Origin of the sequence: Saliphagus infecundisoli (assembly GCF_020177375.1) — an archaeon.
Classification (GTDB): domain Archaea; phylum Halobacteriota; class Halobacteria; order Halobacteriales; family Natrialbaceae; genus Saliphagus; species Saliphagus infecundisoli.
Genome location: NZ_JAIWHV010000002.1, coordinates 275,670 through 299,498 on the forward strand (window position 1 = coordinate 275,670; position 23,829 = coordinate 299,498).

29 protein-coding genes are annotated in these 23,829 nt (G+C 68.5%); 13 read left to right on the top strand and 16 right to left on the bottom strand.

Features of this window, described 5'->3' with window-relative positions:
• Positions 1-45: 45 nt before the first annotated feature.
• Positions 46-1,863: a helicase C-terminal domain-containing protein gene (locus tag LCF40_RS06175; protein ID WP_224827776.1), complete on the top strand. Its 1,818-nt coding sequence runs from the start codon at positions 46-48 to the stop codon at positions 1,861-1,863.
• Here the strand turns inward: LCF40_RS06175 and LCF40_RS06180 are convergent.
• The 3 genes from LCF40_RS06180 to LCF40_RS06190 are packed head-to-tail and all read right to left on the bottom strand — an operon-like array spanning position 1,860 to position 4,364.
• Positions 1,860-1,982, bottom strand: a complete 123-nt coding sequence (locus LCF40_RS06180) for a surface glycoprotein (protein WP_224827777.1) — start codon at positions 1,980-1,982, stop codon at positions 1,860-1,862. The two genes, LCF40_RS06175 and LCF40_RS06180, sit on opposite strands and share 4 nt — an antisense overlap.
• A gap of 4 nt (positions 1,983-1,986) precedes the next feature.
• The gene (locus LCF40_RS06185; protein ID WP_224827778.1) at positions 1,987-3,195 is read right to left on the bottom strand and encodes a class I SAM-dependent methyltransferase; all 1,209 of its coding nucleotides are present in this window, start codon (positions 3,193-3,195) and stop codon (positions 1,987-1,989) included.
• The gene (locus LCF40_RS06190) at positions 3,195-4,364 is read right to left on the bottom strand and encodes a 60S ribosomal export protein NMD3 (protein WP_224827779.1); all 1,170 of its coding nucleotides are present in this window, start codon (positions 4,362-4,364) and stop codon (positions 3,195-3,197) included. Before LCF40_RS06190 ends, LCF40_RS06185 begins: the two co-directional genes overlap by 1 nt.
• Positions 4,365-4,509: 145 nt before the next feature.
• Between LCF40_RS06190 and htpX the strand changes: the two genes are divergently transcribed.
• The 3 genes from htpX (at position 4,510) to radA (ending at position 7,188) form a co-directional block, all read left to right on the top strand.
• Positions 4,510-5,406 (top strand): zinc metalloprotease HtpX, encoded by an 897-nt coding sequence (gene htpX, locus LCF40_RS06195; RefSeq protein ID WP_114576805.1) that lies wholly within the window; start codon positions 4,510-4,512, stop codon positions 5,404-5,406.
• 43 nt (positions 5,407-5,449) lie between these two features.
• The gene (gene pspAB, locus LCF40_RS06200; RefSeq protein ID WP_114576806.1) at positions 5,450-6,055 is read left to right on the top strand and encodes a PspA-associated protein PspAB; all 606 of its coding nucleotides are present in this window, start codon (positions 5,450-5,452) and stop codon (positions 6,053-6,055) included.
• 101 nt (positions 6,056-6,156) lie between these two features.
• A complete protein-coding gene (gene radA, locus LCF40_RS06205) occupies positions 6,157-7,188 on the top strand; it encodes a DNA repair and recombination protein RadA (RefSeq protein ID WP_224827780.1) in 1,032 nt (343 codons plus the stop codon).
• A 105-nt stretch (positions 7,189-7,293) separates the two neighbouring features.
• On the opposite strand, the gene sufU is transcribed toward radA, so the two are convergent.
• Both sufU and LCF40_RS06215 read right to left on the bottom strand, forming a co-directional pair.
• Positions 7,294-7,719 carry a Fe-S cluster assembly sulfur transfer protein SufU gene (sufU, locus tag LCF40_RS06210; protein ID WP_114576808.1) on the bottom strand — a complete coding sequence of 142 codons (426 nt, stop codon included), beginning with the start codon at positions 7,717-7,719 and terminating at the stop codon, positions 7,294-7,296.
• Positions 7,720-7,763: 44 nt separating this feature from the next.
• Positions 7,764-8,042, bottom strand: a complete 279-nt coding sequence (locus LCF40_RS06215) for a DUF8015 family protein (RefSeq protein ID WP_224827781.1) — start codon at positions 8,040-8,042, stop codon at positions 7,764-7,766.
• 117 nt (positions 8,043-8,159) lie between these two features.
• Here LCF40_RS06215 and LCF40_RS06220 point away from each other — a divergent pair, with 117 nt between their 5' ends.
• The gene (locus tag LCF40_RS06220) at positions 8,160-8,609 is read left to right on the top strand and encodes a DUF5814 domain-containing protein (protein ID WP_224827782.1); all 450 of its coding nucleotides are present in this window, start codon (positions 8,160-8,162) and stop codon (positions 8,607-8,609) included.
• 12 nt (positions 8,610-8,621) lie between these two features.
• Here the strand turns inward: LCF40_RS06220 and LCF40_RS06225 are convergent, their stop codons facing one another.
• From LCF40_RS06225 to LCF40_RS06235, 3 genes are all read right to left on the bottom strand, one after another.
• A complete protein-coding gene (locus LCF40_RS06225; protein WP_224827783.1) occupies positions 8,622-9,035 on the bottom strand; it encodes a DUF8146 domain-containing protein in 414 nt (137 codons plus the stop codon).
• An 81-nt stretch (positions 9,036-9,116) separates the two neighbouring features.
• Positions 9,117-9,737, bottom strand: a complete 621-nt coding sequence (locus LCF40_RS06230) for an RPA family protein (RefSeq protein WP_114576811.1) — start codon at positions 9,735-9,737, stop codon at positions 9,117-9,119.
• Positions 9,738-10,667, bottom strand: coding sequence for a replication factor A (locus LCF40_RS06235; RefSeq protein WP_224827784.1), 930 nt, complete (start codon positions 10,665-10,667; stop codon positions 9,738-9,740).
• Between the two features lie 137 nt (positions 10,668-10,804).
• Between LCF40_RS06235 and LCF40_RS06240 the strand changes: the two genes are divergently transcribed.
• From LCF40_RS06240 to LCF40_RS06250, 3 genes are all read left to right on the top strand, one after another.
• Entirely contained in the window at positions 10,805-11,122 is a 318-nt protein-coding gene (locus tag LCF40_RS06240; protein WP_114576813.1) for a DUF7091 family protein, read from the top strand.
• 161 nt (positions 11,123-11,283) lie between these two features.
• Positions 11,284-12,192 carry an NAD+ synthase gene (locus LCF40_RS06245; RefSeq protein WP_224827785.1) on the top strand — a complete coding sequence of 303 codons (909 nt, stop codon included), beginning with the start codon at positions 11,284-11,286 and terminating at the stop codon, positions 12,190-12,192.
• Between the two features lie 42 nt (positions 12,193-12,234).
• Entirely contained in the window at positions 12,235-13,077 is an 843-nt protein-coding gene (locus LCF40_RS06250; protein ID WP_114576815.1) for a polyprenyl synthetase family protein, read from the top strand.
• A gap of 49 nt (positions 13,078-13,126) precedes the next feature.
• Here the strand turns inward: LCF40_RS06250 and LCF40_RS06255 are convergent, their stop codons facing one another.
• The 3 genes from LCF40_RS06255 to pheS form a co-directional block, all read right to left on the bottom strand.
• Positions 13,127-13,315 (bottom strand): hypothetical protein, encoded by a 189-nt coding sequence (locus LCF40_RS06255; RefSeq protein ID WP_114576816.1) that lies wholly within the window; start codon positions 13,313-13,315, stop codon positions 13,127-13,129.
• 115 nt (positions 13,316-13,430) lie between these two features.
• A complete protein-coding gene (pheT, locus tag LCF40_RS06260; protein WP_224827786.1) occupies positions 13,431-15,191 on the bottom strand; it encodes a phenylalanine--tRNA ligase subunit beta in 1,761 nt (586 codons plus the stop codon).
• On the bottom strand, positions 15,191-16,693 hold the full coding sequence (gene pheS, locus LCF40_RS06265) for a phenylalanine--tRNA ligase subunit alpha (protein WP_224827787.1): 1,503 nt from the start codon (positions 16,691-16,693) through the stop codon (positions 15,191-15,193). Before pheS ends, pheT begins: the two co-directional genes overlap by 1 nt.
• 495 nt (positions 16,694-17,188) lie before the next feature.
• Between pheS and LCF40_RS06270 the strand changes: the two genes are divergently transcribed.
• The gene (locus tag LCF40_RS06270; RefSeq protein WP_224827788.1) at positions 17,189-17,431 is read left to right on the top strand and encodes a hypothetical protein; all 243 of its coding nucleotides are present in this window, start codon (positions 17,189-17,191) and stop codon (positions 17,429-17,431) included.
• A 145-nt stretch (positions 17,432-17,576) separates the two neighbouring features.
• Here LCF40_RS06270 and LCF40_RS06275 read toward each other — a convergent pair whose 3' ends face one another.
• Positions 17,577-17,951 carry a CBS domain-containing protein gene (locus LCF40_RS06275; RefSeq protein ID WP_224827789.1) on the bottom strand — a complete coding sequence of 125 codons (375 nt, stop codon included), beginning with the start codon at positions 17,949-17,951 and terminating at the stop codon, positions 17,577-17,579.
• Positions 17,952-18,071: 120 nt separating this feature from the next.
• Between LCF40_RS06275 and LCF40_RS06280 the strand changes: the two genes are divergently transcribed.
• Together LCF40_RS06280 and LCF40_RS06285 are read left to right on the top strand one after the other, a co-directional pair.
• Positions 18,072-18,266: a cold-shock protein gene (locus LCF40_RS06280; RefSeq protein ID WP_114576821.1), complete on the top strand. Its 195-nt coding sequence runs from the start codon at positions 18,072-18,074 to the stop codon at positions 18,264-18,266.
• A 152-nt stretch (positions 18,267-18,418) separates the two neighbouring features.
• Entirely contained in the window at positions 18,419-18,628 is a 210-nt protein-coding gene (locus LCF40_RS06285) for a DUF8106 domain-containing protein (RefSeq protein WP_114576822.1), read from the top strand.
• Positions 18,629-18,641: 13 nt separating this feature from the next.
• Here LCF40_RS06285 and LCF40_RS06290 read toward each other — a convergent pair whose 3' ends face one another.
• A complete protein-coding gene (locus LCF40_RS06290) occupies positions 18,642-18,863 on the bottom strand; it encodes a hypothetical protein (RefSeq protein ID WP_114576823.1) in 222 nt (73 codons plus the stop codon).
• Between the two features lie 94 nt (positions 18,864-18,957).
• Between LCF40_RS06290 and LCF40_RS06295 the strand changes: the two genes are divergently transcribed.
• Positions 18,958-20,946 (top strand): helix-hairpin-helix domain-containing protein, encoded by a 1,989-nt coding sequence (locus LCF40_RS06295; protein ID WP_224827790.1) that lies wholly within the window; start codon positions 18,958-18,960, stop codon positions 20,944-20,946.
• 96 nt (positions 20,947-21,042) lie between these two features.
• A complete protein-coding gene (locus LCF40_RS06300; RefSeq protein ID WP_114576825.1) occupies positions 21,043-22,167 on the top strand; it encodes an ORC1-type DNA replication protein in 1,125 nt (374 codons plus the stop codon).
• Here LCF40_RS06300 and LCF40_RS06305 read toward each other — a convergent pair whose 3' ends face one another.
• From LCF40_RS06305 to LCF40_RS06315, 3 genes are read right to left on the bottom strand one after another with little or no spacing between them, the layout of a single operon-like run.
• Positions 22,168-23,199: a DUF7972 family membrane protein gene (locus LCF40_RS06305; protein ID WP_224827791.1), complete on the bottom strand. Its 1,032-nt coding sequence runs from the start codon at positions 23,197-23,199 to the stop codon at positions 22,168-22,170.
• On the bottom strand, positions 23,192-23,398 hold the full coding sequence (sp36, locus tag LCF40_RS06310; protein ID WP_224827792.1) for a Sp36 family protein: 207 nt from the start codon (positions 23,396-23,398) through the stop codon (positions 23,192-23,194). The genes LCF40_RS06305 and sp36 overlap by 8 nt, the downstream gene beginning before the upstream one ends.
• A gap of 45 nt (positions 23,399-23,443) precedes the next feature.
• On the bottom strand, positions 23,444-23,719 hold the full coding sequence (locus LCF40_RS06315; RefSeq protein WP_224827793.1) for a DUF7553 family protein: 276 nt from the start codon (positions 23,717-23,719) through the stop codon (positions 23,444-23,446).
• Positions 23,720-23,829 lie beyond the last annotated feature (110 nt).

Consider the following 23,829-nt stretch of genomic DNA (forward strand, 5'->3'; position numbering starts at 1 on the left):
GATCGATTCGGTGGCTTTAGGGGTCTACCGAACCCCCACCCATCGGTGAATCCCGCCCGGATCGAGAGCGAGTTTCCCGCCCCCGGCTACCGGGGCGCCCAGGAGCAGGCCCTCGCGGACATACGCGAGGCGTTCGCGGCCAATCGGGTCGTCCTGGTGCGGGCGCCCACGGGTAGCGGTAAGTCCCTGCTCGCCCGTGCGGTCGCGGGCTGTGCCCGGACGGTCGAGGAGGCAGAACCGAGCGAGGCCACGGGTGCCTACTACACGACGCCGCAGGTCTCACAGTTGGACGACGTCGCGGGCGACGACCTCCTCTCGGACCTTCGGATCGTCCGCGGGAAGGGCAACTACCGCTGTATCCTACCTCACGAGACGAACACGCCGGTCGATCGGGCACCCTGCGTCCGCGAGCGGGGCTACGACTGCTCGGTCCGACACCGGTGTCCGTACTTCTCGGATCGCGCGATCGCGGCCAACGGTTCGATCGCCGCGATGACCCTCGCCTACTTCATGCAGACCGCCGGCAGCGAGGTGTTCCGGACGCGGGACGTCGTCGTCATCGACGAGGCCCACGGCCTCTCGGAGTGGGCCGAGATGTACGCGACGATCCGGCTCGGTCCCCGATCGGTCCCCATCTGGGAGGAGCTTCGGGTGCCCGACGTCGAGGGCGCGGACGACCCCGTCGAGCGGACGGTCCGCTACGCCGAGAGCCTCGCGGGGACCTGCGAGCGCCACAAGGACGAGTTGCTCGGCGAGGACGAACTCACTCCCGGCGAGGTCCGCGATCGCGACCGCCTCCAGGAGCTGATCGGCGACCTCGAGTGGTTCGTCGACGACTACCGGAACCCCGAGAGCCCGACGACGTGGCTGGTGGACCAGGACCCCGGCGAAGGCGACGGTCGAGAGGGCAAAGAGGGCGGCGCTGGCGGCCCGCTGACGATCAAGCCGATGGACCCCGAGCGCTATCTCCACCACACCGTCTGGGACCGGGGCAACCGGTTCGCGCTATTCTCGGCGACCATTCTCGACAAGGAGGCGTTCTGCCGGGGCGTCGGCCTCGATCCGGACGACGTCGCCCTGGTAGATGTCCCCCACACGTTCCCGATCGAGCATCGCTCGCTGTACGACGTCACCTGCGGGAAGATGACCTACGAGCACCGCGGAGAGACGATTCCGAAGATCGCGCGAACGATCGTCCGGATCATGCAACACCATCCCGACGAGAAGGGGCTGATCCACGCCCACTCCTACGCGATCCAGGAGCGGCTGCGGGACCTGCTTGCCGACTTCGGCGTCTCCGATCGGATCTGGAGCCACGGCCGCGAGGACCGCGACGCGACCTTGGAGGAGTGGAAGGCCTCGACCGGATCAGGTGTGTTCCTCTCGGTGAAGATGGAGGAAGCCCTCGATCTGGAGGGCGACCTCGCGCGCTGGCAGGTGCTCTGCAAGGCGCCCTTCCTCAACACGGGCGACTCGCGGGTGGCCCATCGCTTGGAGTCCGGCCAGTGGGCGTGGTACTTCCGGGCCGCCCTCAGAACGGTGATCCAGGCCTGTGGCCGGATCGTCCGGGCGCCCGACGACCACGGCGCGACCTACCTTGCCGACTCGAGCCTGCTCGACGTCTTCGATCGCTCGCGGTCGGCGATGCCCGGCTGGTTCGCAGAACAGGTCGATCGCATAGAAGAGCCCGACCTCCCCGCGTTCGACCCGTCGGCGGCCGGCGGCTCCGGGGATGGGTCCTCGGGGGCGGCCGGCTCGAGGGACGCCTCGTGTTCGGGCGGCCATCGGTCGCGTTCCCGGTCGGGCTCTCGCTCCGACTCGGGGTCGCGGAACAGCCCCCTCGCGGACGTCTGGGACGCCTAGAGCAGCGCGCCCGCGCCCCAGGCGACCATCGAGGTCACCATCAGGAGGGCAAACAGCAGGGCGATGAGCTGGTTTCTGTCCATGTAGGGTCGTTCGCGCCGCGGTCCAAAGAAGCTCACGACCTCATTCGACCCACACGTCGAGGACGACGTGGGCGACCCCCGGGCTGTGGCTCTTCACTCGCCGCCGTTCGAGGATCTCGAGTTCGCGGCCCGCCCGGGAGACGGCCGACTCGAGCCGTTTTTCGGGTCGATCCCGGAGTTCGGACTCGGGGGTGGCCTCGTGGTAGTGGACGACGCCGCCGGGAGCGAGCGCGCGGAGGGCGTCGTCGAGGTAGGTGTGGGCCGCCGCGGTTCGCTCGGTTCCGCCACGGTCCCCCCCCTCCGAACCGCCGCTGCCGTAGTAACCCATGACGATCCGGTCTGCACCTCCCGAGTCGGCGACGCCGTCGGCGACCGCCCGGCAGTCCGCCCGGTAGGCGTCGATCCGCTCCTCGACCCCGTTCAGGACGGCGTTCTCGAGCAGGTAGCGGAAGGCGGTCGGATTGATCTCCGCCGCAGTTACGTCCGCGCCGGCACGGGCCATCGGCAGCGTGAAGTAGCCGATCCCGGCGAACATGTCGAAGACGCGTTCCCCGGGTTCGACCGTCTCGCCCATCCGGACGCGCTCGGCCTGGTTTCCCGGCGAGAACATTACTCTCGAGGGATCGAGCGCGTACCGGGTGCCGTGTTCGGTATGGATCGTCTCCGTGTCGGCCTCGCCCGCAAGCAGCCGCGTCCGGGGTTCGCGGTAGGTGCCCGCGTCCCCGTCGGTCGCGATCCCGCAGTCGGCGAGCACGCTGTCGGCCTCGCCGTGATGTTCGAGCAGGGCCTCCCCCAACTCCCGCTCGTCGGGACAGTCCTCGGGAACGCTCACGAGGATCACCGAGCCGATCACGGCCCACGATCCAGGCACCGTCTCGAGAGCGGCCTCGTCCCAGCCCCGCTCGGCCAGCCGGTCGGCGAGGTCGGTCGTACGCCGGTCGGGATCGATCTGGCGGACGACCTCGAGAACGCGGGTCTCCGTCGGCGGCTCGGTGACCGGAAGCGCGACCCGCTCTCCGTCCTCGCGGTCGCCGCCGGCTCGCGCTGTGGTGGCGTCCTCGCTGTCCTCGGCCGTGCTCGCCTCCTCCCGGACGCGTCTCGAGTCGTCGTAGACGCCCTCCGTGCGAAGCGACTCGATGGCCGTCTCCACACGCGGTTTCTCGACGATCACCGCCAACGGCGCGTCGATCCGGTCGAGATCGGGCTCGACGGTCGCCTCCGGGTCCCCCGAATTCTGGTCATCGGTCATCAGTTCTGCCGGTCCGCGTAGGGGTCGTACGGTTCGTCCTCCCCCTCATCGCTTGCGGGGTCGTGGTCGGGGAGGACGTGCAGGCCCGCGCGGCTCTTCAGGACGGGGACGGTTTCGGCGTCGGGGTCAAAGTAGTCGGGTCGGGCGACGGTCTCGGCCTGGAACGTCTCCGGATCGAGGACCTGGACCGCGTTCTCGTCCTCGACGGTCACGACCGTCGTCTCCTGGGCGTCCTCGATGGCTCCCAGCCGTCGGGCATCGGGCGAGTCGCCCTCCTCGTAGCCCGCCTCGTACCGTTCCCCGGTCGTCACGCGGACGCCTTTGAGGTTCCCGCGGGCGCTGCGGACGAGGACCGGCCCACCCTCGTCGTCGGCGAGGTCGATGACCTCCCCCGGCCGGTAGGGCGGCAGGCGGACGGCGAACGTCACCCGGTACACTTCGTTGCCGTCCTCGTCCTCCGTGACCAGGGTCTCGGCGTCGTTGACGCTGCCGCCGAACTCCTCTATCATCTTGTTCGAGATCTTCTTCCCGATCTTGTTCGTCGAGACCTTGATGTCGGCGCCGTCGTCGGTCTCAGTGAACTCGGTGACGAAGGCGTTTCGGTCGCCCGTCGCCTCCATTTCCGCGACCGTCCGCTCTGCGATCTCTCTGGCGCGCTCGACTTCCTCGCTCGTCGGGGTTCGGTCCTCGGCGCGGATCTGGACGGTGCTCGCGTAGTAGTCGCCCGCGATCCGGCCACACCGGGTGCAGGTCTGGCGGGCGATCCGGACGAGGATCGAACGCTCCTCCTCGACGGGCCGTCCGCGGGCGACCCCGGTGAAGTACGAGTGCATCCGGATCGTGTTCTCGTCTACCTGCTCGGGTTCGACCTGCCAGGCGAACTCCCGGACATCGACGTGGACCGCGACCGCCTCGCTTACCTCCTCGATCGCGACGTCGGTGTAGTCGTCGGCATCGACGTCCACCCAGCGCCGGCCCCGGTGGACCGCACCACACTGGGCACAGACGGAGACGTCGATCCGCTCGGGCGCCTCGACGAACTCGAACTCCTCGAAGTAGCAGTCCTCACAGATCGCGGGACCGTCGCCCTCCTCCCCCTCCGCGGCCGCGGCGCTCTCCCGATCGATCGGGTCCCCACACCGCGGACAGAACGCGCGCGACGTCGTCATCGTCCCCCGTTGGACCCTCGGCCTGTTAAACGACCCGCTCGCCCGGCCACGCCCGTCGCGGGGCCTCTCACCCCGTGAGAACTCCACACGAAACGAGGGGGTCGAGATCCGGCCATATTTATCCTGTCAACCCCTACTGACGTCCATGGACTGGCAGCCCGACTGGGGACTCCGCGCGCGGATGGGACTGACGATGTTTCTGCTCTTCTGTGTCTACCTCGTCTTCCTCGTCGGACTCACGACCGCCTTCGGCGGCGGCGCCGAGAGCCTCCTGCTGGTCGCCGTCCTCCTTGGAAGCTTCTCGCTCGTCCAGTTCTTCTTCAGCGACAAGATCACCCTCTGGAGCATGGGCGCCTCGAAAGTCGACGAATCCGAGTACCCCGAGCTCCACGCCGCCGTCTCCCGGCTCTCCCAGCAGGCCGACCTCCCGAAGCCGACCGTCGCCGTCGTCGACTCCCGGACGCCAAACGCCTTCGCGACGGGGCGCTCGCCGAGCAACGCCGCCGTCGCGGTGACCACCGGCCTGCTCGAGACCCTCGACCGGGAGGAGCTTGACGGCGTCCTCGCCCACGAACTCGCCCACGTCAAGAACCGCGACGTCGCCGTGATGACCATCGCCTCCTTTCTCTCGACGGTCGCCTTCCTCATCGTCCGCTTCGGCGGCCAGATGATGTTCTACACCGGCGGCGGACGGGGCCGGGACGGCAAGGGTGCGGCCGGGATCCTGGTCGCGATCCTGGTCTCCCTTCTCGTCTGGATCGTCAGCTACCTGCTGATCCGAGCGCTCTCGCGCTATCGCGAGTTCGCCGCGGATCGTGGTGCGGCCGCGATCACGGGCAACCCCTCGGGGCTCGCGAGCGCGCTCATGAAGATCTCCGGCGAGATGGAGAAGGTGCCCGACGACGACCTCAGGGAGGAAGCCGAGATGAACGCCTTCTTCATCATCCCGATCAGGTCGGGCATCGTCGGCCGACTCTTTTCGACTCACCCCTCGACCGAACGCCGGATCGAGCAGCTCCGCGAGCTCGAACGCGGGATGTAGCGGGAAGCGGGGGGTTTCTAAGGCTCGACCACCGACCCCCGCCATGGGACTGTTAGACGGGCTCCGGTCGGTGCTTGGCGTGCGCGCGGAGTCGGACGCCAAACGCGAGGCCGACCCCGAGGACCTCTTCGGGATGAGTACCGCCTACCTCACGATGGAGGCGGACCTGGGCTACGACTCCGCCGACGCGGGCGCGCTCTGCTTTTCCGGCGTCGACTCGAAGCGCTTTCGCGAGGCGGTCGAGGAGGTCCAGGCCATCCTTGAGGCGGGCCAGGAGGAGACCGAGACCGACTTTCGGATCACGGAGGACGACCACGGCTACCACTGGGTCGTCCTGGAGGACACCGACCCCGAGGACCTGATCACGAGCCTCCACTTCGCTGCCGACACCTTCATCGAGGAGGGGTTTGGCTCCCGGCTGCTCGCCGCCGTCTTCGCCTATCGCAACGAGGACGGCCCCGCCTACTGGATCTACTCCTTCCGGCGGGGCGCGTTCTACCCCTTTGCCCCCCGCTCGGGCCATGAACGGGACTCGAGCGCCGAGTTCAAACTCGAGTCGACCCTTGAGGGCGAACTCGAGATCGAGGACGAAAAGGAGCGCTGGCACCCCCTCTGGCCGAGCGCGGCCGGCGATCATCCCTGGGAGTGACGACGTCGTCGATCCGCGACCGACCCCGCTTCCCGCTCGCAGTTTCACTTCCACTTTCCTGTTAAAGAGGCTTTATGGCCCCCGGGCGACAACGACGGGGTATGGCAGACGCAGACCTAGAGACCCTCCCCGGCGTCGGACCGGCGACCGCTGACAAGCTCTTCGAGGCGGGCTTCGATAGCTTCCAGAGCCTCGCGGTCGCCTCGCCCTCCGAGCTGTCGAACACGGCCGACGTCGGCGAGTCGACCGCGAGCGACATCGTTCAGGCCGCCCGCGACGCGGCGGACATCGGCGGCTTCGAGACCGGCTCGACGGTCCTCGAGCGACGAAACGAGATCGGCAAGCTCTCCTGGCACATCGACGAGGTCGACGACCTGCTGGGCGGCGGCATCGAGACCCAGTCGATCACCGAGGTGTACGGCGAGTTCGGCGCCGGCAAGTCCCAGGTCACCCACCAGATGGCCGTCAACGTCCAGCTTCCAAAGGAGGTCGGCGGTCTCCACGGGTCGTGTATCTTCGTCGACAGCGAGGACACCTTCCGGCCCGAGCGGATCGACGACATGGTTCGGGGCCTCCCCGAGGAGGCCATCGAGGCCGCTCTGGAGGACCGCGAGATCGAGGGTAGCCCCAGCGACGAGGAGGCGATGGAGCAACTCGTCGAGGAGATTTTAGAGAAGATCCACGTCGCGAAGGCGTTCAACTCGAACCACCAGATGCTCTTGGCCGAGAAGGCCAACGAACTCGCCGGCGAACGCGAGGACGACGACTACCCGGTTCGGCTGGTCTGTGTCGACTCGCTGACCGCCCACTTCCGGGCGGAGTACGTCGGCCGGGGCAACCTCGCCGACCGCCAGCAGAAGCTGAACAAGCACCTCCACGACATCGACAAGGTCGGCAACCTCCACAACGCCGCCGTCATCGTCACCAACCAGGTCGCCTCGAACCCCGACTCCTTTTTCGGCGACCCGACCCAGCCCATCGGGGGGAACATCCTGGGTCACAAGTCCACGTTCCGGATGTATCTCCGGAAATCGAAGGGCGACAAGCGGATCGTCCGCCTCGTCGACGCGCCCAACCTCGCCGACGGCGAGGCCGTCATGCGCGTTCAGGACGGCGGACTCAAACCCGAGTAAGGCCCGAACGGTCCCGGTACGACGGCGGTTTTTCGTGTCGTTTCTTCGTGGCCACCGAGTCGGCGGCACCATCCAGAAAGCAGGGGTGGCCCCGGACGCCGCGGCCTACTCCTCGTCGTCCTCGGTCGTCGTCCGTTCCTTGTCGAGTTCGCCCCGGTGGATCTCGGCGCCGTCTTGGGCGACCTTCTCGGCGAGGACGGCACACTTGATCCGCATCGGGGAGACCTCCACTCCCAGCAGGTCGACCGCGTCGTCGCGGTCCATCTCGAGGAGTTCGTCTATCGTTGCTCCCTGGAGTTCCGTCGAGAGCAGGCTTGCCGACGCCTGGCTGATCGCACAGCCGTCGCCGGTAAAGGAGAGTTGCTCGATCCGCTCGTCGTCGTCGAGGCGGACGTCGATGCGGATCTCGTCGCCACACATCGGGTTCTCGCCGACGTGGCTGAACGTCGGCTCCTCGAGTTCCCCATAGTTCCTGGGGTTCTTGTAGTGATCGAGGATCTGCTGTCGGTACATGTCCGAGCCCATTCCCATAGTTGTCACTGGTAGGAGGGTCCGTCCGAAAAGGGTTGCGCCCGTCAGGCCGCCCCTTCGTCGGGATCGATCGGCGGATTCAGGTAGCAGGCGTCGGCGACGACGGCGGCCGCGACGACCGCCGCCGGAACCAGGGCCCCTTCGACTGCTACTCCCGCAACGGGCGCGATGGCCAGTGCGACCCCGAAGACGACCGGGATGACCGCGAGCATGAGGTCGTACCGGTCCGCCGAGGCGAGGACGGTGACCAGTCGTTCGAGTGGATCCGGCCGCCGATCGGGGTCGTGTCTCCGTCGTCTGGAGCTGTCGATCGTCTCGGTCATCGTTCTCACCTCCAATCGACGGAAGGCGCTCCGATCACAAAAGTTCTACGGGGCCGAGCGACGACACCGTCGGGTCGCATCGCTTTTGGTCTGCCAGCACCAATTCGAGCCAACGCCGTGGCCATCACCGACAAGATCTACGTCAAGAACCACCGCCAGCTCGCCTCCCAGCTTGAGACGTCCATCCCGAAGGGGGCGTTCAAGGGCGCGACCCTCGACGTCCTCTTCCAGGGATCGGGTCTCGAGAAGTTAGACGACGCGAGCCAGGAGCGGGTGCTCGACTTCGCGAGCGACTTTCTCGACTGCGACTGCGAGACCAACCCCTACTGTGGCTGCCCCGAACGGAAGTTCGCCGGCTACCTGCTCGACCTGCGCGCACAGGGGCTCGGCCCCGACGCCATCGTCGACGTGATGGGCGACGACTACATGCTCTACGCCTACCCCGGCGACGTCCTCTCCTTTCTCGACGACGCCGTCCGGACCCTGGAGGCGGCCGAGGCCCTTGCCCGGGTCGACGGCGCCGACGCCGACGAAATCGCCGGGGTCAGGCGCGACCTCGCGCGATAACGCTCTCCCGGCTCAGCCCAGGCGGTACGGCCCCTGCTCGCCGTCCGTGATCTCGTCGTCCGCGTCCAGATCGTCGAGCAGGAGCACCTCTTCCTCGCCTTCCAGTCGGTCCTGGAGCTCGGTGACGTACTCGCGGTACTCCGCGACCTGTTCCCGGAGGTGTTCGGACTCGAGTTCGAGGCGTTCGTGTTCCCGGACGAAGCTCTTCGAGACCTCGACGGTCGGGGGGAACGAGGGCTCGTCTTCCGTCCGGCCGAGTTCGTCCTCGGGGACGACCGCGACCTCGCCGTCGTGGGCGACGAGCATGTCGACGTAGTCCCTGAACACCGACGACAGCGAGATGTCCCGCTCCTCGGCGATCTCCTGGAGCGCGACGAAGGCGTCCTCGTTGACCCGGAAGGAGACGGTCTTGTTCTTGTTGCCCATTCGGGCCGTTCTTCCCCGCCAGTCCACTTAACGATTCGTCAGACGGCCGGCCGTGAGCGATCGCTGAAGCGGGCGGTCGGGTCAGTCCGCCGATCCCTCGACGCTCTCCAAGGCTTCGACGACCGCCCGGCGATAGTTCTCGACGGGGAGGTCGTAGCGCTCGTCGACCATCCGGGCGTACTCGTTGCCCGTCGCGTCGGGGGCGCCCTCGGGTGATTCCTCCTCGGCTTCCCACGCCTCGAACGCCTCGATCCGGTCCAAGGTGCGCTCTGCGGTCTCGACGACCCAGCGGTTCCGGGTTGCCTCGTCGACGACCGCGATCGACTCCGGCCGCAGAGAGACGTTGACGGTGCCGTCGTCGGTCTCGTAGGTTCGGGGTTTGCCGACGACCGAGACGTACGCCGGGGTCTCTGCCTCCCGCAGGACGGAGGCGGCCTCGGGCTGGTACTGGCCGGCGTAGACGAAGAACGTGCCCGTGGGGTCGACGACCCGGCCGCGCCAGTACTCGCTGTCCTCGCCGACGTCCTCGGTTTCGGTGAGGGTGCCGACGACGAAGACGCGGTTGGCCCGCTCTCCGGTCGGGAGCAGCGCGTAGTTGGGCGCGCGCTCCTCGTCGCTCTCCTTGAACGTGTAGGTCGCGTCGTTGAACTCGCTGGCGAACGTCCGGCGTGCGACCTCTCGGGTGAGCTGTGATCCGGACATCTACATCGACCTCGCTCTGATCAGCAGGGCCTCGCCATCCACGGCCCCATCGAGCTCCTCGACGTCGTCTGCGAGCACGTACCGGCCAAAGGTGGGCCCCTCGATCCGGTAGTAGGTGCCGACGACCCGACCGCGGATCTCGTCTGCGACGACCGTCGTATCGAGGGCGTCCATCGCCATCTCCTTTGCCTCCTCGAGACTGATGCCCGTGAGGCCCTCGGTCGCCTCGGCGTCGAAGATGACCTCGTGGGCGTCGATGCCGTCGTCGACGACGCCCTTGATGCGGAGGTCGAACTCGCCTTCGACCTCGCCGTGTTCGTTACACCGGCCGTTCTGGAGCACGCGCGTGCAGTCGTCGTGGGGACAGCGCTTGATCAGCCCGCTGCCCCGTTGCATGTCGACGAGTGCCCCTTCGACGACGCTGGTGTCGTCGCCGACCTCCAGATCCCCCTCTACTTCCTCGATGCCCGTCGTCGAGTTGAGCTTGACCGAGTACCGGCCCTCGTACTCGTCGGTGACGACGTTTCGAAGCTCGTAGACGCCGCCCTCCGAGAGCGAGGGAAGGTCGGATTTGGCCCACTTCGTGAACTTGATCGTTCCCGTGGGATCGCCGAGCAGACCGACCTGGGCGACCGAGTCGCTTCTTGGCTCCCAGAGCTCGATCACCTTCGCCGTGAGGTCGATCCACTGTTCGGGCTCGTCGACGTCCTCGATCTCCGCGGCCTCGCTCCCGCCGCCGGCGATGTCCTCGCGCTCCAGGCCCGCCTCCTCCAGGTAGTGGTTGGTGACGCTGCGTCGGGCCTCCTCGACGGGCACCTTGTACTCGTCGACGAGGGTCCGCAGGCGTCCCTCGACGTCGTCTACTGCGACGTCGATGTGGTCTGAAAACTGCTCGTGTACGTCCTCCGCGTGTTGTCGTACGTCGCTCATTGTCTCACGCCTCCGCCTGTGTTTCGTTGGGAGGCATGTCGGTCTTCGCTCCCGATCGTATTTAAACTGCCGCCACCGGAGCGAAAGTGGTCCTGCCGGCGACGGGCCTTTGGGTCTCGCCGCCGAACCGTCCTCCGATGGCCGACCGCGACGAACTCGAGGGCTTCCTCCGCACTACCCTGCAGGACGCCGGCAGCCGCTTCGAACGGCTGCGCCGCTCGGCCGGACTCGCGGAAGCCCGAGAGCACTACGAGTCGGCGCGAAACGCCGCCGGACTCCCCGAGGACGACGCCGGGCGCGCCCGGATCGTCTGCCGGCGCTACGCCGAGCGGCGGGCGACCCGGCTGGACGAGGAGTTCCGGCCGGCATGTTACGAGGCGGGCCACCCCGACTGCGAGGGCTGTCTCGAGGACGTCCGCGAGGGCCGCGTCGAGACCTGGTCTCGTAGCCAGTGATCCACACACCGGACGCACCGCCGTCATGTGGTCGAGTGTGCAGTGGCTCTTCCTGACTCCGATAGCTCGCGCGGTCGCGGCATTTAGTCACATGGGTGCTCTTCCACCGATATCTTTATACGGTAGGTTATTGTCCAACTCTATCTGTGAAAACTCCATCTATGGGCGCTGATAGAGGTGAAACGAGTACGAACGATCACGAAGAGTTCTCGGAGACCATGTTCGTCACGGCCCCCGACGACCTCGAGTCGGTCCACGCCGAGGCCGTCGGGACCATCGAGCGGGCGGTCCGCGATGCGGGCGCCGAGGGCGCCGTCGTCGCGATGAGCGGCGGGATCGACTCGACGCTGACCGCGGCGCTCTCCCGGGAGGCCCTCGGCGAGGAGCGGGTGCTCGGACTCGGGCTTCCCTCGACGAAGACGGAGGCCGCAGACGGCGCCGACGCCCGGACGATCGCCGAGGGGCTGGGGATCGAGTATCGTGAAATCCAGCTTCGTCCCCTCGTGGATGCCTTCGAGCGGACCGTCGGCGCGGCGGTCGATCCCGACACCGAGGGCGACCACGGCGACGACCGCCTCCTCGGGAACGCCACCGCCCGGTTCCGGATGACCGCGGCCTACTACGCCGCAAACGCCACGAACCGGCTCGTCGTCGGGACGGCCAACCGCTCGGAGCTCCTCCTGGGATACTTCACGAAATACGGCGACGGCGGCGTCGATCTCAACCCCCTCGGGGATCTCTACAAGACCGAGGTCCGGGCGCTTTCGGCCTGGATGGGCCTCCCCAAGCGGATCGTCGGCAAGGACCCCACGGCGGGCTTCTGGGCCGGCCAGACCGACGCCGACGAGCTCGGTGGGACCTACGACGAGATCGACCCGCTCCTCCGGCGGACGATCGACCGGGGCGAACCCGTCGAAAGCGCGGCCGCCGCCGTCGGGATCGAGACGGACCTCGCTCGCGAGATCGTGGCGATGTGCGTCGAATCAAGCCACAAGCGGGCCACCCCGCCGACTCCGGGGATCGCCGACCGACGGCTCGAGGCTCCCCCGTCCGCGATCGAGGACGCCTGACGCTCCGTCATATACTTGGCGAGGGGGTCCTAAGCGCGTCCAATGGAACCGCTCGAGCGCCGTCGGGGGCTGATCGAGGAGCGCCTCGTCTCGGTCGTCGACGGCGTCGAGCCCGACCGGCTCTCCGACGAACTGCGCCACGTCGCGCTCTCGGGTGGGAAACGCGTCCGGCCGACGGTCACCGTGCTGGCCTGTGAGACCGTCGGCGGCGAGGCCGCGGAGGCCGTCGACTTCGGCGTCGGGATCGAACTCGTCCACGGCGCCTCGCTCGTGATCGACGACATCATCGACCGTTCGGAACTCCGCCGGGGCTCGGCGAGCGCGTGGGCCGAGTTCGGCCACGGGCCGGCGATCGTCGCCAGCGACGGTCTGCTGGGGGAGGCGTTTGCCCTCCTCTCTGCGGACCCCCGGGCGACCCGGGTCGTCGCCGAGGCGATGGTCGAACTCGGCGTCGGCGAGGCGACGGAGCTCTCGGAGGTGCCCGAGACCGAAGCCGAGTACATGACCCTCGCTCGCCGGAAAACGGGGGCGCTCTTTCGGGCCGCGGCCGAACTCGGCGCGATCGCCGCCGACGCCGACGCCGTCGCGATCGAAGCCTTAGGGGAGTACGCAGAACGCGTCGGCGTCGCCTTCCAGATCCGCGACGACGTCCTCGATGCCGTCGCCGATCCCGCGACCCTCGGCAAACCCGCCGGCCGGGACGCCGAGATGGATCGCCCCTCGGTGGTCCAGGTCACCGATCTCTCGCCCGAGGAGGCCGACGAGCGCGCCCGCGCGGAGGCCGAACGCGCGATGGACGCCCTCTCGCGGATCGACGCCGCCGACTCCGAAGCGCGAGGCTATCTCGAGGACCTCGCCGAGTTCGTCGTCGACCGCGAGCGGTAAGCACCGGTCGCGGCTACCGTGTTCGGATCGGACGGGAGCCGACGCGTTCTCACTCGTTCGGACTGTCGAAGCTCTCGTACACCGCGTGTTTTCGGAGATCGGAGTGATACGCCCAAGTCGCCCCGAGACCTGCCCCGACCACGATCCCGGCGAGGAGGCCGACCACCCCTCCGAGCGAGGCGCCGGCGAGCCCGCTCAGAAAGGCGAGCGAGACGACGACGGCGTCCTTGTAGTCCATGCGGATAGGTCGTAGCGAACTGTCATAACGGTTCGGGCCGTCTTTCGTTCGCCCCCATCGTGGGTGGAGTTCGCAATCGAACGCGAGCGGTGAACGTCTCGACGGAGAGTCCGAACTACTCGAGCGCCGAGAGTTCGAACTCGAAGGCCGCGACGGGCACTTCGAGGTCGTGGGCGACGATGACTTCGGGGTGGACCTCGCCGACGACGCCGACTTCCTCGCCGTCTACGACGACCGCGGCGGCCCGCCCGTCGATGAAGCTCGGATGCTCCGCAGGTGGCGTCTCGAGGTCGGCGCCAAAGGCGCGCACGACGGTCTGGAGGCGGGCTTTCGCGTCCTCATAGGCCGCGTCGTTCCGGGCGACGAGCCCGGCGACGTGGCGGCTCTCGGCGACGTTGGTGGTCTCGGCGTCGTCGATTCGGGCGGTGAAGCCGACCTCCGAGAGGTCCTGGGGGTAGGCCCGGTGGGTGTTGTTCTCGAGGACCGAGAGCAGGGAGGGGAGGAGCCAGGTCCGGACGATGGTGTACTCCTCGCTGTAGGTCTCCTTGATCCGCGGGGGCGCGCCGGCGCCGAAGCCCTCGCCGTCGGGCGAGATCGACATCGCCTCGAAGGTCGCTTCCTCGCTGGTGAGGTGGAAGGTGAGCATGTCCTCGAAGCCGAGGCCGACGAGGCGGGTCCGGACGGCGGCCTCGAGCCTGGACCGCTCGTGACGACCGCCGACGGTGCTGACGTCGGGATAGCGGGGTTCGAGATCGTTGAAGCCGTAGGCCCGGCCGATGTCGTCGATCAGGTCCCGCGGATGGAGGACGTCAACGCGGTAGGGCGGAATCGTCACCTCGTAGGCGAGTTCTTCGGGCTCCTCGATTTCGTGGCCTTCGCGGGAGACGTCGAGGCCCGCACGCTCGCCCAGGTCGATCACCTCCTCGGGACCGAGATCGATTCCGAGCACCGACTCGATCCGGTCGTGAGCGAGGCGCTTCTCGTCGGTCGAGAGATCCGGCCGGACGAGGTCGCGGCCGGCGTGTTCGCCGCCTGCGTCCTCGGCGTACTCGACCGTGACCTCCTCGAGCGTTCCCCCGCGAGCCGAGAGAGCGTAACAGACGATGACGCACATCTTGTCGATCGTCCACTGGTCGGTGCCGGTGAGTTCGACGAACAGATCCCGGGAGTCGGTCGAGACCTCGGTCCGCCGGCCGTTGATCACCGGCGGGAACGAGAACAGCCCGAGGTCGTCGTAGATCGCGGGATAGCGGTCGCCGCCGACGAGGTCGGCGTACGTTTCCCCAGTGGGGTGCTCGGTGAGCACCTCCCCCGGGGTCAGCTCGCTGTCGGAATCGAGGGGGACGAAGCGGTCGCCGTCGGGGGAAACGCCGGTGTAGCGAACGGTCGGCTTCCCGTCGGTCGCCTCGGCCGATGCGGAGAGCGCGTCGCTCCCCTTCAGCATGGTCAGATCGTGGATCCCGATCGCGCCTTTCGCGCGTCCCCGGCCCATCGTCGCGTGGAGCTTCTCCTGGAGCTGGATGATCGAGTCCAATGCTGCGTCGTCCAGATCGACGCCCCGGACGACCGCACCCGTCACGTACGGGCGGTCGTCGGGGACCTCGCCATCGACCTCGATGGTCCACTCCGGGGAGTTGGTCTTCGGGACGTACACCCCGCGTGCGTCGCCGTACTGGTAGCGAAGCGAGCGGGCGACTCCCTCGACCGAGAGCCGATCCAGTCTGTCGGGGGCGAACTCAAGTTCGAACTCGTCGTCCTCGGTTCGGCCCTCGAACTCGAGGCCGAGCGCGAACAGGTCGTCGATCAGCTCGTCGTCGCCCGCCTCGTGGCCGGTCAGCTCCCGGAGCGCGTCGGGAGAGATCTCGACGGTGGGCATCAGTAGCTCACCTCCGCGTTCCGCAGGAAGTCCAAGTCGGCGAGCGTCCCGTGGAGATCCCGGATGTCCTCGGCACCGGTCGTGAGCATCGCCAGCCGCTCGAGGGCGAGCCCCCAGGCCATGACGTCACACTCGACCCCCAGGGGCTCCAACATTTCCTCGCGGAACAGTCCCGAGTTGCCGATCTCGATCAGCTCGCCGGTCGTCGGATGCGTGCCGAACAGCTCGAAGCTCGGCTCCGTGTAGGGGTTGTAGTGGGGTTTGAACTCGATGTCCGTGATCCCGAACTGGGCGTAGAACTCCTCGAAGGTGCCCATGAGGTCGCGCACGGACAGCGAGTCGGCCATTACCCAGCCCTCGATCTGGAAGAACTCCAGTAAATGGGTCGCGTCCAGGGTGTCGTTTCGGTAGGCCTTCTCGACGCTGAAGAATCGGGCAGGGGGGTCGATCTCGCCGATTTCGGTCCCCGAGAGGTATCGAGTGGTGAGCGAGGTCGTGTGTCCGCGCAGGGCGAGCGCGCGGGCGAAGCCCTCGTCCCACGGCGAGTGATAGCCGTCGCCGTCGGGGCCGACGCCCTCGCGGTGGGCGCGTTCGACGCGGGAGACCAGGCCTTCGGGGAGGTCGTCGATCTCGCTCGGCTCCTCCAAGGCGAAGCGGTCCCAGTGGGTTCGCGCGGGGTGGTCCTGGGGCATGAACAGGCAGTCGTTGATCCAGAAGTCGGCGTCGGCGTGGGGGCCGTCCATCTCCTCGAACCCCATCCCGACGAGCACGTCCTTGACTCGCTCGCCGGTCTCGCGCAGGACGTGCAGCCGGCCGCCATCGACGCGTTCGGCGTCGGCTTCGACGTTGTATGCGCCGAACTCGACGTCTCGCCACTCGCCGCTGGCGAGCAGTTCGGGAGTGAGCTGGCCGACCGTCTCCCGGCTCTCGACGCCCTCCATCAGCGCGGTGACGCCGTCGTCGGAAAGCGTCACCGTCCGTTCGGTCCGCTCGCTGCGCTCGATCAGCCCCCGACGCTCGAGTCGATCCAACACCTCGTCGCTGGGAGCCGCCTCGCCCGCCGTGATCGCGTCGAGAGCCATCGCCTCCGAGTCCGTGTCGGGGACGGCGTCGGGGTCGGTCGTCACGGTTCCGGAGTCGATTTTGCCGTACCCCTTCCGGGCGTAGTTCGAGAGCGCGATATCGACCTCCGGTCCTTCGAGACCTGCCCGGCCGATCGCCTCTCCCATCGGAACCGGATCGGCGTCGAGCCCGCGGGCGGCCTCGTAGAGACGGACCTCGGGGAGGCCCCGATCGGCGTACTCATCGCCCTCCTCGGTCAGCGTGGTCGATTCCTCCTCGCGCGAGAGGACGACGACCAGCCCCCGCTCCTCGAGTTCGAACGCGGCCCCGGTGACGGTCTCGGGCGGAAGGTCGGTCTCGGCGGCCAGTTCGTCGATCGGCGTCGCGTCCTCCGCGCTCGCTGCCCGGAGGACCGCGGCCTGTGCGTGTGGGAGTTCCATTTGGTGTGTAGACTGCGTGTCGGTCAGTTAGCGGTTCCGACTCGTCTCGAACGATCGCGCGAACGCCCGCGTTCGCGGGCGGTTTCCCCGGCGGCGTCGGTCGTCGCCGGCTCCACCGGCCCGCTCACCGGGCGAAGAAGAAGCCGAACCCCGGACGGGAGCCACGCGGCTGGCGGACGACGCTGGCACGGTGGGGTTCGGGTGCCATGCCCGACTCGAGACGCGGCCGGAGCAAAAACCTTGCGGCGCCCTGTCGTGTGAAGCGGTATCACTCATCGCCAGGAGTTATGTTTCCCGGGCCGACAGGTATGTTCACACGATGACCGACCTCCGATTCTAGGTCCGGTCGGAGGGGCTTCCCCGACGGCCGGACTCGACGGCACCGTCCGGCCGCGTTCTCGACGGCGGATCCGCAGGCGACCGCCTGCGGGACCGTCCGCACTCGCGTCCGAACTCCGACTCCACCGGGGAGAGTCGTCCCCGGACTCACCACCAATGCAGCGACTACGCACGCGCGACGAACTGGCACACGAACGACGCAGGCGCCGCGAACGCGCCGAGGACCGGCCCTCGAGGGTCGACGCCGTCCTCATCGCGCTCGCGGCCGCGGTCGTGCTGGCGGGGACCGTCGGGGTGGCGGTCGTCGTCGCCCTCGCCGTCGGCATCGTCCTCGGGGCCGTCCTCGCGAGTTCGGCCCGTAGACCGGTCCCCGCACCCGCCGAATCGACGGCGGGGTGACCGACGACACGGTCCACGATCCGAGCTTTCGGTGACGGCTCCCGGCTCGAGGGGTTCGACGCCGGCGGACGACGAGTTCGGCGATCACGCCCTCCTCTCGGCGTCGGGACTCCCGCCGGGCGGCCCGGCCGGTCACGACGACCGGCTACGAGAGGTGGGCCGCGACGTCCGTCGAGGAGACCATCCCGACGTAGTCGTCGTCGACGACCGGGAGGTGTTTGATCCCGTAGGTCGTCATCATCGCGGCGACCTCCTCCATGTAGAGGTCGGGCGAGACGGTCTCGACGTCGGTCGTCATCACGTCGCTCACGCGGATGTCGGAGGGGGTTGCGCCCTCGGCGACGGCCGCGAGGACGTCCGTACTGCTGATTATTGCCCGGGGAGTGGTGAGCACGACCAGCGCGCTGATCCCCTCCTCGTGCATCCGCCGGGCGGCCTCCTGGACCGTCGCGTCCGCGGCGATCGTCTCGAGGGGCGTCGACATCACGTCCGCGACTCTCGTCCCGTCTCGGGAGCTCATACCCGTCTCGACGCGGACCGTCGGTATGGTCCTTTCCCCGGCCGGCGGTCGGGGTCGTCGACCTGCCGGGCCACCGCTTCCGGAACCGTTATCCCGGAGCCCGGCGTACGAGCGGGCGCAATGGCAACCGGTACGGTCGACTTCTTTAACGACACTGGCGGCTACGGATTCATCGAAACCGAGGACGCGGACGAGGACGTCTTCTTCCACATGGAAGACGTCGGCGGCCCCGACTTAGAGGAGGGTCAGGAGGTCGAGTTCGACATCGAACAGGCCCCCAAGGGCCCCCGTGCGACGAACCTCACCCGAAAGTAACGCCGTCTTCGACGGCGTGCGGTTTTTATCGACGCGACCGCCGAGAGACGCGACCACCCAGCGACGCAACCGCCGGCAACGCGCGCCTCGCGGTCGCTCACGGACGTTCATGCCACACAACCGCTTTAGTTCTCCAGTGCCTACCGCGTCCAATGACGCAGCCTTCGACCGACCGAAAGACGCGACCGCCGCCGGACCGGACGAAACACACGCTGTTCTGTCCGGCCTGTGGCCACGAGGCAGCGATCGACGGCGACTGGGAAGTCATAGAGGAGGACGGCGAACGCGTGCTTTCCTGCCCGCGCTGTGGGGAGGTCGTCGACCGGCGACCCCGCCGAGGACGGCGCCCGCTCGTCGCCTGAGCGGCTGGTTCCGTTACTGGCCCGCACCGCCGGCGTCCCGGCCCCGAATCAGCTTTGCGATTCCCCCGGCGACGAAGGCGATCAACGCCCACTTCCAGGCGAGGACCCCGAGGACGACCAGCGCGATCCCTCGCAGCGGGTGGCCGTTCGCGAACGCCCGCTTTGCGTGGCGGAGCACCGAGAGGACCGCGAGCAGTCTGCCGACCGTCCCGCGGGAGAGTTTCGTGAGTACCATGCGGAATGCAGGCGCCGAGCGGGAATAACCCGCTCCCTTGTGACGGAGACGGGGGTACCAAGGCTTTTGGCGTCCCGGGGCAAGTCCGGTGACGATGGAGTTCGAGGCGATCCCCGGGGTCGGGGCAAAGACCGCGAGCGCCCTCGCCGAACTCGAGGCGCCCGAGGAGGCCCTCCGGACGGGCGACGTCGCGGCCATCGCCCGCGCGCCGGGGCTCTCCCCGGGGCGGGCCGCCCGGATCGCCCGCGGCGCGATCCGCCTCGACCACGACGACCCCGGCGGGTTCCTCGCGACCGAACGCGCCCGCGAGATCCACCGCGACCTCCTCGCGCTCGTCCGGGAGCGGGCGGTGACCGACTACGCGGCCCGCCGCCTCGAGACCTTTTATCCCAGCCGCCGGGCCTCCCGGATCGAGGAGGCCCGCGGGTTCGTCGAGCGCGCCATCGAGCGCGACCCCGACCCCGACGTCCTCGCGGCCTTGGAGGACGTCGTGCCCCTCGAACGCCCCGGCGACGTCCGCGTCTCCGAACGGTGTCTCGCGACCCGGGACGCGGAACGCTACGCGGAGGCCCGCGAGGCGGTCCCCGAGCTTCCGGTCGAGATCGTCGAGGACGCCCGCGGACTGGCCGAACTCGCCCGCGGCTACGCGACGGTGGTCGCCCTCGACGAGGCGTTCGCGGGCGTCGACGTCTCCGGCGACGTCCGGGTCCGGCCCGACGCCGTAGAGGACCCTGCCGACATCGTCCCCGAGCGGGCGCTCGCCTTTTTCGCGCGAAATCGCGGCTCGATCCGGGCCGCCATCGATGTTCACCGTGCCGCCGGCCTCGAGGCGCCCTGCGAGGTCGACGGGCTCGAGTCGGCCATGGACCGGCTGGGAGCGGACGGGACTGTCGCCGGCGACGACGAACTCGACCGGCTGGCACGGGCGGTCGACGACCTCGACGCGGCGGTCGGAACGGCCGAGAGCGTCGCCAACGACCGGCTCCGGGAGGCGATCCGCGAGCGGGACGTCACCATCGAGGGCAGCGATCTCCTCTCGCTGGTCGAGCAGGGTGCGGGCGCCGACTCGCTTCTGGCCCGCGAGCTGAGCGAGGAGTACGACGCCGCCGTCGCGGCCGCTCGCAAGCACCTGCTCGACGCGCTCGATCTCGACTCCGGGGAGGCAGACCTCGCCCGCCGGATCCTCGACGACGACCCCACGTTTCCCGTCGAGCGCGACGAGGAGGCCGTGGCCCGCCTGCGCGAGGAGCTGGTCGCCGCCCGCGACCGCCGGGCGGCGGAGCGAAAACGCGAGCTCGCGGCGACGCTCACCGATCGCCGCGAGGGCGTCGAGGAGCTCGTTCGCGGGGCCTTGGAGCTCGACGTCGAACTCGCGATCTCGCGGTTCGCACGGGACTTCGGCTGTACGACGGCGGAGTTCGGCGGCGACGGCGTCGCCATCGAGGGTGGGCGTTCGCCGTTGCTCCCCGAGGCCCGCGAGGAGGTCGAACCCGTCGATTACGAGGTGACGGGGCCGACGCTGCTCTCGGGGGTCAACAGCGGCGGGAAGACCTCGACGCTGGATCTGGTCGCCGCGGTCGCCGTTTTGGCCCACATGGGGTTTCCGGTGCCCGCAGACCACGTCCGCCTGCGTCGGTTCGAGGAACTGCACTACCACGAGAAGAGCCAGGGCACCCTCAACGCGGGCGCCTTCGAGTCCACCGTTCGGGACTTTGCGGACCTCGCGACGGGCGCCGACGGCCGGCTCGTGCTCGTCGACGAACTCGAGAGCATCACCGAGCCGGGTGCGAGCGCGCGGATCGTCGCGGGTATCCTCGAGACGCTCGCCGAGCGGGACGCGACGGCCATCTTCGTCTCGCATATGGCCGGCGAGATCCGCGAGCGGGCCGACGTCGCGGTCGGCGTCGACGGCATCGAGGCCGTCGGGATCGTCGACGGCGAGCTCCGGGTGGATCGCTCGCCGACGAAGGGTCGGCTCGCGCGCTCGACCCCGGAGCTGATCGTCGAGAAGCTCGCCGCCGAGGACGGGAACGAGGGCGACCGCGGCGGCTTCTACGGCCGGCTGCTCGAGAAGTTCGAGTGAGCGGTTTCGGAGGTGTCGGGGTCCCCACGTACTGCCCTCGAGTCCGAACCCGGCCCCGCGCAAACACTGAAGTAGCCCGGGAGCGAGGTGAAAGTGATGGGAGGCGACGAGGGAATGCTGTCCTGGGACGAGTCGGTGTTCAGGGACGAACACGTCTTCGAGATCGATTACGTCCCCGAGGCGTTCGTCCACCGCGAGAGCCAGATGCAGGGGCTGTCCCACGCGCTCCGGCCCGCGCTCCGGGGCTCGCGCCCGCTGAACGTCTCGGTCCGGGGCCCGCCCGGAACCGGGAAGACGACGGCGATCCAGAAGCTGTTCGGGGAGGTCGCCGCCGAGACCGCCGAGGTGGAGACGATCCGGGTCAACTGCCAGGTCAACTCCACCAGGTACGCTGTGTTCTCCCGGCTGTTCGAGGGCTGTTTCGACTACGAACCCCCCTCCTCGGGGATCTCGTTCAAGAAGCTGTTCGGCCAGATCGCCGAGAAGCTGATCGAAGAGGACCGGGTGCTCGTCGTCGCGCTCGACGACGTCAACTACCTCTTCTACGAGAACGAGGCCAGCGACACCCTGTACTCGCTGCTCCGGGCCCACGAGGAACACCCCGGCGCGCGGATCGGCGTCATCGTCGTCTCCTCGGACCCGACCCTCGAGGCCATCGACGAACTCGACGCGCGCGTCCAGAGCGTCTTCCGGCCCGAGGACGTCTACTTCCCGGTGTACGACGAGCCCGAGATCGAGGAGATCCTCGGCGAGCGCGTAAAGCGGGGCTTTCACGACGGGGTCGTCTCCGGGGACGTCCTCTCGCGGGTCGCGGCCCTGACCGCCGAGAGCGGCGACCTCCGGGTCGGGATCGACCTGCTCCGGCGGGCCGGCCTGAACGCTGAGGCGCGCGCGAGCCAGGTCGTCGAGGGCGGCGACGTCGAGGACGCCTACGAGACCTCGAAACACGTCCACCTCTCGCGGAGCCTCGCGAACCTCGCGGCGAGCGAACGCGAACTGCTCGCGGCGATCGCCGACAACGACGGCGAACAGGCCGGCGCGGTCTACGAGGCGTTCCACGAGCGGACCGATCTGGGCTACACCCGCTACTCCGAACTCGTCAACAAGGTAGACCAGCTCGGCCTCATCGACGCCGAGTACGCCGACGTCGAGGGACGGGGGCGCTCGCGGTCGCTCTCGCTTTCGTACGACCGGGAGGCGGTACTCGATCGCCTCGAGTGACTACCGCTGGGAGTCCCGGAGGATCAGCGGCCCGATCGCCAGGGTCCGTTTCGCGGCGGTCGCGATCCGGGTGATGTAGGCGGTGAGCAGGAGAAACGGCGAGAGCGTGAAGGTGAACGCGGCCCCGACGAGCCAGAGGAGGTTCTCGACGCCGAGGGTCGACCCCGGCGCGGTCGCGGTGTCGACGAACACCACCATCATCCCGCTGACGACGATCGCGGGGATCGCGAGATAGAGGATCAGCCGCGAGAGGTCGATCAGCGCCCACTGGAAGTACAGCGTCTTGACGTGTTCTCTGGCGGGCCCGAACATCGACAGGGCGGTTCGGAGCTCGTCGAACGCCTCCCAGCCCTCCTCGTCCAAAGCGTCCCGGTAGTCGTCCTCCAAGCGTTCGATCTGAAAGACCTTCCAGGAGTAGTTGTAGTCGAGGGCGGCGTAGACGACGTCGAACGTGCCGAACTTCGCGCCGTCTAGCTTCTCGCGGACGGTTTCGGCGTTGCCGGTAACGCTCTCGACGAACTCCTCGACCTCGCCGGCGAACTCGTCGTTTTCGGAGTCCTGGACGACCTCCTCGAGCTCGTCGGCCCGGGACTCGGTCGCGTCGACGAGCCCCCGGAGGAACGCGGAGGGGTCCGCGGGCGCGGGTTTGCCGGTGAGGTCGCGCATGTAGTCGCGGAAGTCCATCGTCTCGCTCATCCGGGTCCGCTGTTCGCCCAGCGGGCCGTTCTCCTGGGAGAGGATCAGCTGGCTGATCGTGACGACCAGCGTGACGCCGGTGATCAGGGCGCTGAGCATCGTCCCGAATATCCATCCCATGACCGACCGTTGCTGGACGACCTCCGGGATCGTCGGGTCGAGTGCCGCCCCGAGCATGAAGACGAGGAAGACGGCGACCGAGAGGCCGGCGGTGACGCCCAGCCGGTTGGCGCCGAGCAACAGCCAGAGCTTGAGGCGGCTCTCTCCGGCCCGCTCGCGCATCGTGTTCTCGGTGCTGACCTGGTCTTCGTCGCCGTCGTCGCTCTCCTCAAACATCGTCGTCCGCGGGCCGTTTGAAGACGAGGAACTTCGTCCCGCCGCCGGTGTACGTGATCGTATCGACCAGCTCCCAGCCGTCGGCGCCGTACTCGTTCAACAGCTCCCGGGGATCGGAGGCCTCCTCCATCGTCGGGTCCCGAGGGGGTTCGGCGGTCTCGTACTCCCACCGGGTCGCCGGGCCGTCGTCTCCGCTCATTGGGGACCCGTACTTGCTTCGGTATCAAAACGGTTCGGCCGGCAGCTAGCTCTGGGGGAGCTCCTCGCGGTAGCTCTCGGCGTGAGAGAGCGCCTGCTCGATCCGGTCTTCGGTCTCTCCCTCGGCGCGCTCCTCGGCCTGGCGGAGCGCGTTCAGGTGTTCGTCCATCAACGCGTGGTCGGGCGTCCGGCCGTCGTCTACCAGCTCGGCGAACGCGGCCGCGGTCTCCTCTACGTCCTCGCGGACGTCGTCGTCGGCGGTCTCCGCCGCCGCCTCGAGTTCCTCGCGGGCGCTGGTGAGTCGGAGTTCGTCGGGGGCCATACCGCGGGAGAACGGACGCGCGATGAAAACCCTGGCGATGGCCCGCCGGCCTCCCGTCGAGAGTCCGCCCGGCGGCGGGAAGCGAGTCCTCAAGTGGCTGGGACACCTAC